The following is a 12,586-nucleotide window of genomic DNA, read 5'->3' on the forward strand; positions in this document are numbered from 1 at the left end:
TGTCTTTTTTAATCTTCCATGAAAATACGTTTCGCCTCGTAATAGAGCACCTGCACAAATTTCTTCACATTGATACGTGTGTGCTCTTCTCTTCCACTTGTCTCTTTTGTGAGTTCACTCATTTTCTTACGCACAATGGTAAAATCGAAAAATTTTGATGCATAGTTTTCAAAGGTTGGGTGAGAAAAATCGGTTAACCCGAGCGAGGCGATGTGTTTCAATGATTGGTTGATCGCACGTCTTACCCGCTGTTCCGCTGCTTTTGCTTCTCTTGCGATGTCTGCTGATGTAAAAGGTTCGTTTAATTTATCCTCTGTGATGCCAGTGAAAATTACTTTTAATGAAGGAAAAGAGTCGTGCTGATCGGCATGTAACGCTAAATACTGATCTGTGAAAAGAATCATATCTAGTAAATCCTTAGACCCTTTTTCGCCGACAATCCCAAGCTCCGCCAACAAAAACTGACCTGCCTCTGCAAGACTTTTCCCACGCTGCTTCGTTTTCGTGGTCTGTCCGCGCTGCTGGAACTGCATGACCGATTTGAGCGAATGCTGAATATTTTCAATTGAGTGCTCTAAATGCAGACGTTCAATCATAAGGTGGAGCACACTTAAGACCTCTACCCGATTGATCGGCTTTGTCACATAATACTCGACACCGAGCGTATATGCCTGGCCGATGAGTTCCTTTGTTTCTACCTGTGACAGCATTAAATATTTCCCATGAAATTCATCCTTGATCGCTCGAATCGTCTCAAGACCGTCCCTTTCCGGCATCAGAAGATCAATACACAAGATATCAATATGCAAATCATTTAAGTAGCTCGCTGTTACTTCAGCACCATCCTCTGCTTCCCCTGCCACAATGCCAAGCTCTTCATCTTCAATGAGCTGTGCCAGTGAAGAACGAACGGCTTCATCATCATCAACAATAAAAAATCTCATCTCCCATTCCCCTCTTTTCTGCTGACTTGATCAATTGGTATCGTTAAAGTGAACCTCGTTTGTTGATTCGGGACACTCTTCATTTCAACACTTCCGCCAAGCTTCTCAGCTGTGTCTTTCACATAGGAAAGACCGATGCCGCTTGATGGGTTCCCGGCTTGGTCGTATTTTAAAGTGAAGCCCGGTTTAAAGATCACATGATGGTTACGCTCTTTAATGCCTGGCCCGTTGTCACTGATTTGAAAAATTACATCATTCTCTTTCCGCGAAATGGATAGTGATACCTCTCCATTTACTGGAATCGCTTCAACGGCATTGGATACAATGTTATTTAATAAAGATAGAATGGTATACACATGATAAGCAGGGTGTTGTCCTTCTTCATCATAATGAAAAACGATGTGTTTTTTAAGAGATTCCGTATAATTTTCATGGATACGAATCACAAGTCCAGCGATATGAGCAGGACTTGCATACTCCTGAAAGTTTTCCTCATGAATCAGTTTTGATAAGGCAGAAAAAATTCGCTGATTATCCTTTTTGATTTCGTGTACCTCACCTGCAATTTGCAAAGCTGTTTTTCCGAGCTTTTTCAAATCTAATGACTCCGTATCCTTTGCATGATGCAGTGATTGATACAATTGATAGGAAGTAGCTGTAATGTGCTCAGCATGTGCAAGGGTTTTATAAAAATATGTAGATTCCGTATAAAGATTCGACAGCAGCATCAACAGGTGTTCCTTTTCCTTCTTCATTTGGCGCTCTCTCGCCTGTTCTTCGTATAATCGAATCATCGTATAACAAGCCAATACGAAAAAGCTTCTGAAAATCGCCAATACAAATAGTTGAAACAGCGTTCTCACTGTTAAAATTTCATCAATAGCTCCCCTGAGTGCAATCATTTCTACTACACTTGCACATAGTTCCATGATAATCCCTGTCGCCCCAATGAGCCAAGGCTTATCACGGAAACGTCTGACCTGTAATACATAAAAAAGCGTACCATAGACGACGTAATACAGCAGGGAAGGAAATCTTAAAGAAACGGCCTCTTCCAGCGCTAAGTGGCCTGACACAGCGGTATCAAGAAGCACCCGGAATGCAAACACTGATCCCCCCGCAATGATGCCGCTTGCCCATGCCGGGAATTTTTTCATTTGAAGCAGAATAAAGAAAAAGACAACGGTTCCAAAGCTGACCCGAAAGCTATCCTCAAATGGATAAAATTTCAGCTCTCCCCCAATCGGAGTCAGAACAATGAGCATGATAATTAAATAAGGCTCTGTATTCAACCATTTTTTCAGTAGATTCAAACGCAGTCACATCCCTAATAATTGACGATAGTATACTATGTGAGCTTCAGAAAAACAAACAGTCCATGAAAAAACGCACACCGGACATTTGTCGGTGTGCGCTTCTCATGATGCCGCTTAATCTTCTAAACGATCCTTTTCTAAAAGTGATGCGCCAGCAATACCTGGTTTTGTCATTTCAAAAGGATTTAAGATGATATCAAGCTCTTCCTCTGATAACACATCATTTTGCAGACAAAGCTCACGTACAGATACGCCTGTAAGTATCGCTTCTCTCGCAATTCGTGCAGCAGCTTCATAACCAATATGCGGATTGACCGCCGTCATGACACCAGCACTCTTTTCTACATATTCTTTTAATCTAGATTCATCTGCTTTTAGGTCACGCAAGCAGTTATCGACAAAGGATTCAAATACATTTTTCATCATGCTGAGAGACTGTAGTAAGTTGAATATTAAAACTGGCTCCATGACGTTCAGTTCAAGCTGACCAGCCTCTGATGCAAGGCAGATCGTGTGGTCATTTCCAATGACTTGGAATGCCACTTGGTTCATGACCTCAGGCATCACTGGGTTGACTTTCCCTGGCATGATAGATGAACCTGGCTGTCTCGGCGGCAAATGCAGCTCACCAAAGCCTGCTCTAGGACCTGAAGCCATCAAACGAATATCGTTTGCCATTTTGGACATATTCATCATACATACTTTCAGTGCAGCTGATACTTCTGTATAAGCATCTGTATTTTGCGTAGCATCGACCAAATCTTCTGCTCCAACTAACGGCAATCCGCTAATGTCAGCTAGATAACCAACGACCTGGCGAATATATTTAGGATCAGCATTCAGTCCTGTTCCAACTGCAGTTGCGCCCATATTGACTTCATATAAATGCTGTCTAGACTGCTTGATTCGTTTAATATCACGAGCAAGAACCTTTGCATATGCACTAAACTCTTGACCAAGTCTGATTGGAACAGCGTCCTGAAGATGCGTACGTCCCATTTTGATGACATGATCGAATTCTTGCGCTTTTTCTGTCATGACTTGATGCATGTTTTCCATCGTATAAAGTAGTTTTTCAATCATATTCAATGTTGAAATATGAATCGCTGTTGGGAAAACGTCGTTTGTTGACTGCGACATGTTCACATGCGTGTTTGGACTTAGCTCAGTATAAGCGCCTTTTTCCTTTCCTAGTAGTTCAAGCGCTCTGTTTGCAATGACTTCATTGGCATTCATATTCATTGAAGTGCCAGCCCCGCCTTGAATTGGATCGACAATAAATTGATTATTCCATTTTCCTTCAATCACTTCATCTGCGGCTTGAACAATTTTTTCTCCAAGACCAGCATATAGTCGCTTTGTATCCATATTTGCAAGTGCGGCTGCCTTTTTGACAATCCCTAATGCTTTGATGAGTTCCTCATGAACATGGTAGCCAGTAATTGGAAAGTTCTCTACTGCACGTAATGTTTGAATTCCATAATACGCTTGAGTGTCTACTTCCTTTTCACCTAGAAAGTCTCGTTCGATACGAACTTGCTTGTCCTGTAGCTTCGTCATTTGAAAAGATCTCCTTTTACGCTGCTTTTGTTTGTTGTTTTAATTCCTCAATATACTTCTTCGATTTCTCTTGATCAAACACTTTTTCCCACTTAGACATGACAATGGCTGCAAGTGAGTTACCAAATACGTTAACAGTTGTACGAACCATGTCAAGGATACGGTCGATCCCAACGATGAAGGCAAGTCCTTCAAGCGGAAGTCCCATTGCTCCAAGTGTTGTGATCACAACAACGATCGATGCACCTGGTACACCAGCCATTCCTTTTGATGTGAGCATTAAGATTAATAGTAACGTAATTTGCTCATAGATGGAAAGAGGCATGCCGTACATTTGTGCAACAAATATGGCGGCAATGGATTGATAGATGGCACTTCCATCTAAGTTAAAGGTATAGCCTGTTGGGATAACGAACGACGTGATCGCTTTCGGGCAGCCGAACTTCTCCATTTTATCCATTAGTCTAGGCAGTACAGCTTCTGAACTTGCTGTTGAGAATGCAAGAATGATTTCTTCTTTTAACACTCTAAATAGTGTAAAGACGCTTGTTCCAGCTAATTTTGCGATAATGCCAAGTACGACAATAACGAAGAATGCCATTGTGCCGTAAACGACAAGTACCAGTTTACCTAGCGGGAGAAGCGCTCCGACCCCGAATTTGATCACCGTCACACTGATGAGCGCGAATACACCAAATGGTGCAAACTTCATCACTTTATTGGTCACCCAGAACATCGCTTCGAGGATGCCCTCAAAAAATCCTAACACTGGTTTTCCTTTGTCTCCAACTGCTGCAATTCCTAATCCGAATAACACTGTAAAGAAGATTGTTGGTAATAGATCACCTTCTGCAATGGATTGGAACACGTTTGTTGGCACAAGATGCACAATCGTTTCAGAGAAACTAGCTTTTTCGGCAGAAGACTTAGATGTCTCTTCATATTTAGAGATATCGCCTTTCTCCATGTTGCTCATATCAATTCCTGTACCAGGATGGAAAACGTTTGCTGCAAGCAGTCCAACTGCTAATGCAATCGTTGTCACAATTTCGAAGTAAAGAATCGTTTTCCCACCGAGTCTTCCGATGGTTTTCATATCGCCTACACCTGCAACAGCTACAATCAATGCAGCAATAACAATTGGAAGAACGATCATTTTAATTAAGTGGATGAATATATCGCCAATTGGCGTTAACACATTAATAACGGTTTCATTTTGATAAAACAGCGCTCCTACGACAACACCCAAGACAAGTGCGATGAGTATTTGAGAAGCTAACCCTAACTTTTTCATACGTGGACCCCCTTTTTTTGATAACGCTTTCTTTGTTGCTTAATCGCATCTTAACGATGAACCTACAAAAAACGACAAAAAGGAACAAAAAGAAGTGAATTTTTTATGAAAAATCTTTTAAAAGGTGGGTTTTTCCACAAAATTGTTAAAAAAAGACTTCGCTTTTGGCGAAGTCTCAGGTTGTTGAGCAAGAGCTAAAATGAACTTTATTTTAGCTCTTTGTGATAGAAAACCATTGAAGTCTAGAAAGGACGAGCACCGAAGGGCAGGACTGACAAAGAATGCGAGGACTTCGCTTCTGATGAAGTCTCATGTTGCATATGATCAGCTGGCGGCTCTTGAAGAGGGGAAAGTTCGACATAAATCGCATAACCTATCAGTACAAAGGCTACATAAATCACAGCACTCAACGTCCACACCCATTTAACATTCAGCTTCATTTTGCCACGCCCTCTCTGACAGGTTTCAATCGCTGTAATCTTAGTGCGTTCAGCACAACCGATACAGAACTAAAGGCCATTGCGGCTCCTGCAAGCCATGGCGCTAGGAACCCAAATGCAGCGATCGGTATACCAATACAATTGTAAGCAAGCGCCCAAAATAGATTCTGTTTAATGTTTCTCATCGTTTTTCTGCTAAATTCAAGTGCATCTGCAATGGCATGGAGATCTCCTGTCATGAGCGTAATATCTGCCGCTTCCATGGCAACATCTGTACCTGTTCCGACGGCCATCCCGATATTTGCTGTTGCAAGGGCAGGGGCATCATTGATGCCGTCTCCAACCATCGCCACTTTTTTTCCTTGTTTCTGAAGCGCTGCAATATGAGCCGCTTTTTCCTCAGGAAGAACTTCAGCGATCACATGATCTATGCCTGCCTCACTCGCAATCGCTTCTGCTGTTCGTTTGTTATCTCCTGTCATCATCACGACGTGAATCCCTTGCTCTTTGAGACGAGCGACCGCTTGAGAAGAAGACGATTTGATCGTATCTGCAACGGCGACAATACCTGCTGGCTCGCGGTCAATGGCAATGAGCATCGCCGTTTTTCCTTGTTCTTCAAGCTCAGTCACAACTGCTTCTAGTGCTTCGCAGCTGATATGATGTTTCTTTAGGAGCTTCCGTGTGCCAATCAAAAGCTCATGTCCTGCAGCTCTTGCTTCAATTCCATGACCAGGATCTGCTTGAAAAGCTTCTACCTCTACCGCTTGGAGACCCCGGTTCTTCATGCCTTCTGTAATCGCTCTGGCAAGTGGATGCTCTGACTGCTGTTCTGCCGATCCTGCTAACTGAAGCAGCGTATCTTCTGTCCAATTGGCAGACGCGATCACATCTGTAAGACTCGGCTCCCCTTTTGTCACAGTCCCTGTTTTATCTAGCACTACTGTATCTAGTGATTGGGTTACCTCTAAGTGTTCTCCGCCTTTAAACAAAATCCCTGATTCAGCTGCCCGGCCGCTGCCTGCCATAATAGAGGTCGGTGTAGCAAGACCAAGCGCACAAGGACATGCGATGACGATGACCGCTATAAAGGTCTCAAGGGCTGCTGTCACATTTCCTGGATCAACAAAGATATACCAAATCAGAAAAGTGAGCACAGCCAATCCTACAACAATGGGGACAAATATCCCTGAAATTTGATCTGCCATTCTTTGAATTGGTGCTTTTGAGCCTTGCGCTTGTTCGACGACTCGAATGATTTGTGAAAGAGCCGTTTCTTTTCCTACTTTTGTTGCTTTCACTTTCACAAATCCATTTTTATTGATGGTTGCCCCGATGACTGTATCTCCTGTGGTTTTATCAACTGGCAGACTTTCACCTGTAATCATGGATTCGTCGATCGCTGTTGTTCCTTCGATGATTTCTCCGTCTACCGGGACTTTTTCACCCGGCTTGACGAACACAAGATCATTCACTTTCACTTCAGAAATAGGAACGGTCATTTCTTTCCCATCTCGCTCTATCACAGCTTCTTTCGCTTGTAAGCCCATCAGTTTTTGAATCGCTTCTGATGATCTCCCTTTCGCTCTTGCTTCCATTAATTTTCCGAGCACAATTAGCGTAATGAGCACAGCACTCGTTTCATAATAGAGGGCCGCCTCATGTGTGCCTTGAACCGCTGACTGAATACTTTCATATAAACTATAGAAAAAAGCAGCTGATGTCCCTAATGCCACAAGGACATCCATATTGGCACTTTTATTTTTCAACGCTTTATAAGCACCTACATAAAAAGGCCAGCCGACAATGAACTGGACGGGCGCTGCTAATGCGAGCTGAACCCATGGATTCATAAACGCTTCTGGCAACCAAATAAACGATGTGAAAGAAAAATGACTGACCATTGCCCAAAGAAGAGGCAATGACAAAATCATCGAGAACAAAAAGCGTGCCGTTTGTTTCTCAATCGCTGCTTGACGATGGTCTTTTTTTCCTTCCTCCGCATGCTCTTCGGCTGGTTCGGTTAATGAATATCCAATGGATTTCACAGCCTCTTTTATGTCACTTGGAGATATTTTCCCTGGATGATATGTCACCTGAAGTGACTCAAGCGCAAAGTTCACTGATCCTTGATCAATACCGTCCATTCGGTTGACTTTTTTCTCAATTCGGTTTGCACAAGCCGCACATGTCATTCCCTCTATATCAAATTCAGCTTGCTCCATCACCACATCATAGCCAAGAGATTGAATTTTTTGTTTCAGATCCTCTGCTGTGAGTTGTTCTGTTTCATACACAATGTGGGATGTTTCAAGAGCTAAGTTCACACTGGCGCCGTCCACACCTTCCAACCTGTTCAAGCCCTTTTCAATGCGGCCTGCACAGGCGGCGCAAGTCATTCCCGTAATTTGAAAATCAATTTCTTTTTTCATTTATCTCACCTCTCCACATACTCCATGGGGGTATTGTTATTTTTAAAAAAATACGTGCTGTCTTATGCAGCACGTATGCTCATTTTATACGACATCATATCCCTGTTCTTCAATGACATCAGAGATCTGGTGTAACGTGATTTGATCTGGGTGAAAGGAAACCTCCACCTGACCCTTATCTAAATGGACTTTCACAGATTCAACACCTGCTAATTCTCCTACATTTCCTTCGACTGCTTTCACACAATGTCCGCAAGACATGCCTTGCACTTGTAGTGTTGCTTGTTCCACTTCTCATCGCCTCCATCAATCATTTTCTTTTTTTACTATACCCTAGTAGGGTATCATTGTAAACATAAATGATCCGCTTTTTGCTACGATTTTGTCAGCTTCGTGAAGACATTCATTAACTCCTCAATCGCTTCATCCCCATTACCGCTCTTAATGGCATCCGCTACGCAGTGATGTGTATGCTTTTCCATTAATTGAAGACTCACTTTTTTTAAAGCTGCATTGACAGCAGAAATTTGATTCACGACATCTATGCAGTAGCGATCGTTTTCAATCATTTGCTGAATCCCTCGCACTTGACCTTCCACTCGTTTTAAGCGATTGATTAATTGCTCTTTTTCCTTCTCAGCTCTAGGCGAAGCGATATGTCTTTCTTCATGTTCTGTCATCTGATCACCTTTTTTCTATCATACTTGTGTTACATTCAATTAAAGCATATCTTCACCTGGAAAGGCAAAGATATGCTGTGATCACCGTTTGCTTACCCTAGTTTGTTAGTTGTTCAATATCTTGCAAAAGGCTGACCGATTGCTGAAGCTGCTTCATGAGCCCTTGTTGATCCTCTAAAACAGCTGCAGCATTGAAGTTGTCCATTTTCAATTGCTGTAAATAGGTTTGAATCTCCTCTGACAGCACTTTATTTTTCTCTATGATTTGTGCATGCAGGTCTTCTGCTATTGATGGGGCTGTGAGTTCATTAAATTCTTGAATGTCTGCTTTCAATGATTCCAGTTGCTGCGTCAAATCTGCTCTTTTGGCAGCATCTTGTACAGCTTCTTCCGCAAGCTGTGGAAAATCCTCTGTGAATTGCTGAATATCCGTCACATACTCATTCGCCTCTGTGACATATGTCGTTGTATCGTTCACTTGGTCTAACAGTCCTGAACATCCACTTAACAAAAACGTACCGGTAAATAGAAACGCCATCACATATTGTTTCAAGATCCATCATCCTTTCATCTGCTATGTTGAAACCCCTCATTTGTCCAGCTTCCAACCACACAGATGCAAAAAGACCTTAAAAAAAGCCAGATCTTTGCCTCATGTGTGATAGGCAAAGGTCTGGCTAACATGTTCATGCCGGAATGGCCGAGAAACAAAGGATGTTTCTGTAATGACGACCAAGCCGTAAAAGCTACTCCCCTTTAGGAAACCGTTCAAATGTTATGTTTATCATATCTAAATGAAGGACAACAGTCAATGAGAAGCAGGGGGAAGATCCTGCTTTTGGTACAGCATATAGTCCGAACCAGTTGATGCATAAATCCGATTACGTCCTTGGCGTTTTGACATATACAAGGCTTGATCTGCCTCAAATAGAAGCGTTTCTAATATAGAGGGATCATTCGCTGTATGGGCGACGCCAAAGCTTGCTGTCACTCTTACTTTTTTCTCATCTGTCTGAAAGAAACTCACTTCAAATGAATGTCTCATCTGTTCCGCAATATGACATGCCTCTTCAAATGAATGATGCGGGAGACAAATGGCGAACTCTTCTCCACCATATCGACCAAATAAATCATCCATCTTCAAATGCTGCTGACAAATGGACACAACATGACGCAACGCCTCGTCTCCAATATGATGTCCATGCGTATCATTGATTTGTTTAAAGAAATCAATGTCAAATAGCAATATCGCAGTATCCTGCGCATCCTCTTCCAATAACATCTGCGTTCGTTCAATAAAAGAAGACCGATTGAAGATATTCGTCAAACCATCAATATATGCTCGGCGCTCCAGCTCTTCCTGTAATAGTCGCTGTTCAGTAACATCGCTGATGACAATTTGCCTGCCTTCGACTTCTCCTCTTCTATTAAAAAGAGAGGAAGCAGTGAGATGATAATAGAAGGGCTGCTCTTTTTCCCACATTAAATCATACTGTGAATGATCCTGCGGAGAACGTAGCCACTGTATAAACGCTGGTTCTTTGATGATTCCTGAGAATATATCATCGATTTTATAGCCGATTCCCTTTTTAGCGAGCACAGGAATGATCAATGCAGCCGCAGGGTTATAATCAATCAGTGTTCGGTATCGATCCAATAGAAGAACACCTTCTGACATATGTTCAAACACACGCTCCATTGCAATGGGAGAGAGCTTAAAGAGATGAAAAGACATAATCGCCCATAAGTAGAGTGCATTGGTTAAAAACATCACCACTGGTACTGGGTCAATGTGAAAAGGCGTGACACCTAATAAATAGATAAAAGAGGTCGTGATCGGCAATAATATTCCAACGAGCAAGATCAGAACCTGTTTCAAATATTCTCTCTTCACACGTAAAAACCAAAGCAGCATAAAAATAGCGAGCATGGAACAGCCAAATGTATAGACCCCATGAATGATATACCAATAACCAATGGTGAAATCAGCTAATAAAAAACCGTCTACTGTATTCATCGTGATGCTTCGGTAAAAGAGTGAATGAAAAGAGTTGGTGAACACCAGAATGGTGGTTAAAATTGGAATCAGCAAGAAGAGAATCACGCGGCGCTTTGTTACATATTGATGGAAACCAGTAAACTGCAGCACAATCATCAGGCTGAACGGTGCAATAAACGGAAGACCTATGTATTGAAAACTAACCCAGAATGTAATTTCTTGAGGGGTGCGCGCCAATAATTCAAATGTATGTCCAAAAATATAAATCGCAGTTGCTCCAGACATATACATAAACAATTGACAGCCAATATACCGATGGCGATTTGCATGAGCAATGATTGATAATATTACGGACAGAATGCCAGAAACACTCATGATCACAATAAAATGTAAAACAATCGAATCCATGTAAACGCCCCAATTTCAGTTATTTAGAACTAGTCTAATCTTACTATATATGAGGACGTCTCAAATGGGAAGATGTGATTTTGATTTGGTTGGCGGTTTTTTGGAAAGCGTTCGTCATTTTACTAGTCGTGGCGCCCCATCTATTCATTACTTCTTACTTAATTTAAGGATAAAGCATATTGTTGCAAGTGAAATATCTGTACAATGTGGAGATGAATGAAAAGGAGGCTTGATAGGAGATGACTTTTTTGATCATCATGGCAGGTTTGTTTATGCTGATTCTTTTAGAGAAGCCATTTCAGAAGAAACGATCTAAGCTGTTATTTTTAATGAGTTATTTGCTGCTGCTTGCGGTTTATGTGATTCAGACAACATTTGTGGAGATCATGTCGGATGGACTTTTGATGATGATGGCGGTGGTTGTGGTTTGTCCTTTGTTTGTTCGGTTGGTTCGGTTTTCCTCGAGGAACTTACATGAAAAGTAAGAAGGATGACAGTATGTAGCATCCTTCTTACTTTGTGAACTAAACTCGTTATTCTTAAGACCCACTGAGCTTTGTAAAGCAGACGTCTTTTTCTTTACTTAATTATGAATTTGATTTATCTTTTTGTTTTTCATTTGCTTTATTGTCTTTCATTTTACTCATCTCTTTTTTAGCATTATCCACTTCTTCTAAAGCTTTTTTCATTCTAGAATTCATGAAACTTAAATCATCATCACTGACTTTATCTCGCTTGATTACTTTTAAGATATCTTTGAAAAGTGATTCAAATTTGTCATCCGCTTTCACCAAGTACTCGTTTACTTTTTTATACGTATCAGGAACTTTAACGTCTTTGTCTTTGGCTTCGTTGAGTAATTCTCTCATACTATCAATCTTTGTCTCAACATCACTAGCCCATTCTTTATCGTAAACCTCGTCTAAAGGAACCAACGATAAAACAAAAGACATAATTCTTTCTTCAAACCGTTTTAGATATCCCTTATACCATGATGCATATTCGCTATCAGTCATTTTTTCTATTTTTTCTTGTTTTGCTGCTGCTTTGTTTGATGATGAACCGTTTGCTGATTCATTTTTACCGCATGCTGTACCCATCATCAATGTAAATACTAAAAGAAATACTGAAATGATTGTCTTTTTGTTTGTTTTCATTTTTATGAATTACTCCTTATCCTTTGAGACTTTTTCTAATTCGTCAACTACTTTAGCTGTTTCATCATATGCTTTGTAGGGTCTATTCGAACTTTTTTCTTTTATCTAAATTGTCCCCCTAACATTATCTGGTGATATTTCCCTACAAATTATCATCGGTTAAAAAATAGGTATATTTAGGTATTCTTCCTAATTTTCTAATAAAAAATTCTATAAGGAACAACCTAAGCATCTATCTTCCAGACACTAGATACGACGGCTTCTGAAAGTTGAGAAAGAAGCTACATTGCCGAATGGCTTCTTAATTTTTAAATTCTAAGTGTGAAATGAATTAGATGAAGTATATGAAAGTATAA

The 12,586-nt window shown here is 41.0% G+C and carries 12 protein-coding genes; 1 reads left to right on the plus strand and 11 read right to left on the minus strand.

All coding sequences use genetic code 11. The features are described from left to right. Positions 1-8: 8 nt before the first annotated feature. The 10 genes from FXF70_RS01405 to FXF70_RS01450 form a co-directional block, all read right to left on the minus strand. Positions 9-944 (minus strand): response regulator, encoded by a 936-nt coding sequence (locus FXF70_RS01405; protein WP_017359238.1) that lies wholly within the window; start codon positions 942-944, stop codon positions 9-11. Beyond that, complete coding sequence (locus FXF70_RS01410) at positions 941-2,257, minus strand: ATP-binding protein (protein WP_017359237.1); 1,317 nt, start codon at positions 2,255-2,257, stop codon at positions 941-943. Before FXF70_RS01410 ends, FXF70_RS01405 begins: the two co-directional genes overlap by 4 nt. A gap of 117 nt (positions 2,258-2,374) precedes the next feature. Then, positions 2,375-3,820, minus strand: coding sequence for an aspartate ammonia-lyase (gene aspA / locus FXF70_RS01415; RefSeq protein WP_007500224.1), 1,446 nt, complete (start codon positions 3,818-3,820; stop codon positions 2,375-2,377). A gap of 16 nt (positions 3,821-3,836) precedes the next feature. Beyond that, positions 3,837-5,114: a cation:dicarboxylate symporter family transporter gene (locus tag FXF70_RS01420; protein WP_007500222.1), complete on the minus strand. Its 1,278-nt coding sequence runs from the start codon at positions 5,112-5,114 to the stop codon at positions 3,837-3,839. Between the two features lie 242 nt (positions 5,115-5,356). Beyond that, on the minus strand, positions 5,357-5,554 hold the full coding sequence (locus FXF70_RS01425; protein WP_008347641.1) for a hypothetical protein: 198 nt from the start codon (positions 5,552-5,554) through the stop codon (positions 5,357-5,359). After that, a complete protein-coding gene (locus FXF70_RS01430; protein WP_148779712.1) occupies positions 5,551-7,986 on the minus strand; it encodes a heavy metal translocating P-type ATPase in 2,436 nt (811 codons plus the stop codon). Before FXF70_RS01430 ends, FXF70_RS01425 begins: the two co-directional genes overlap by 4 nt. Before the next feature lie 84 nt (positions 7,987-8,070). Further along, complete coding sequence (gene copZ / locus FXF70_RS01435; protein WP_017368060.1) at positions 8,071-8,277, minus strand: copper chaperone CopZ; 207 nt, start codon at positions 8,275-8,277, stop codon at positions 8,071-8,073. Positions 8,278-8,360: 83 nt separating this feature from the next. Then, positions 8,361-8,666, minus strand: coding sequence for a metal-sensing transcriptional repressor (locus tag FXF70_RS01440; RefSeq protein WP_017359234.1), 306 nt, complete (start codon positions 8,664-8,666; stop codon positions 8,361-8,363). 97 nt (positions 8,667-8,763) lie between these two features. Next, the gene (locus FXF70_RS01445; RefSeq protein WP_148779713.1) at positions 8,764-9,219 is read right to left on the minus strand and encodes a DUF6376 family protein; all 456 of its coding nucleotides are present in this window, start codon (positions 9,217-9,219) and stop codon (positions 8,764-8,766) included. A 255-nt stretch (positions 9,220-9,474) separates the two neighbouring features. After that, complete coding sequence (locus tag FXF70_RS01450) at positions 9,475-11,073, minus strand: histidine kinase N-terminal 7TM domain-containing diguanylate cyclase (protein ID WP_148779714.1); 1,599 nt, start codon at positions 11,071-11,073, stop codon at positions 9,475-9,477. Between the two features lie 239 nt (positions 11,074-11,312). Here FXF70_RS01450 and FXF70_RS01455 point away from each other — a divergent pair, with 239 nt between their 5' ends. Beyond that, entirely contained in the window at positions 11,313-11,558 is a 246-nt protein-coding gene (locus tag FXF70_RS01455) for a hypothetical protein (protein WP_148779715.1), read from the plus strand. Positions 11,559-11,660: 102 nt separating this feature from the next. Here the strand turns inward: FXF70_RS01455 and FXF70_RS01460 are convergent, their stop codons facing one another. After that, on the minus strand, positions 11,661-12,230 hold the full coding sequence (locus tag FXF70_RS01460; protein ID WP_148779716.1) for a hypothetical protein: 570 nt from the start codon (positions 12,228-12,230) through the stop codon (positions 11,661-11,663). Positions 12,231-12,586 lie beyond the last annotated feature (356 nt).

The organism is Bacillus sp. Y3 (genome assembly GCF_008123875.1).
Lineage (GTDB): Bacteria > Bacillota > Bacilli > Bacillales > Bacillaceae > Bacillus > Bacillus altitudinis.

Bases quoted from the DNA above. Each gene is read 5' to 3' on its own strand.
- FXF70_RS01405 (WP_017359238.1), bottom strand. From the start codon at position 944: ATGAGATTTTTTATTGTTGATGATGATGAAGCCGTTCGTTCTTCACTG.
- aspA (WP_007500224.1), bottom strand. From the start codon at position 3,820: ATGACGAAGCTACAGGACAAGCAAGTTCGTATCGAACGAGACTTTCTA.
- FXF70_RS01420 (WP_007500222.1), bottom strand. From the start codon at position 5,114: ATGAAAAAGTTAGGGTTAGCTTCTCAAATACTCATCGCACTTGTCTTG.
- FXF70_RS01425 (WP_008347641.1), bottom strand. From the start codon at position 5,554: ATGAAGCTGAATGTTAAATGGGTGTGGACGTTGAGTGCTGTGATTTAT.
- FXF70_RS01430 (WP_148779712.1), bottom strand. From the start codon at position 7,986: ATGAAAAAAGAAATTGATTTTCAAATTACGGGAATGACTTGCGCCGCC.
- FXF70_RS01440 (WP_017359234.1), bottom strand. From the start codon at position 8,666: ATGACAGAACATGAAGAAAGACATATCGCTTCGCCTAGAGCTGAGAAG.
- FXF70_RS01450 (WP_148779714.1), bottom strand. From the start codon at position 11,073: ATGGATTCGATTGTTTTACATTTTATTGTGATCATGAGTGTTTCTGGC.
- FXF70_RS01455 (WP_148779715.1), top strand. From the start codon at position 11,313: ATGACTTTTTTGATCATCATGGCAGGTTTGTTTATGCTGATTCTTTTA.
- FXF70_RS01460 (WP_148779716.1), bottom strand. From the start codon at position 12,230: ATGAAAACAAACAAAAAGACAATCATTTCAGTATTTCTTTTAGTATTT.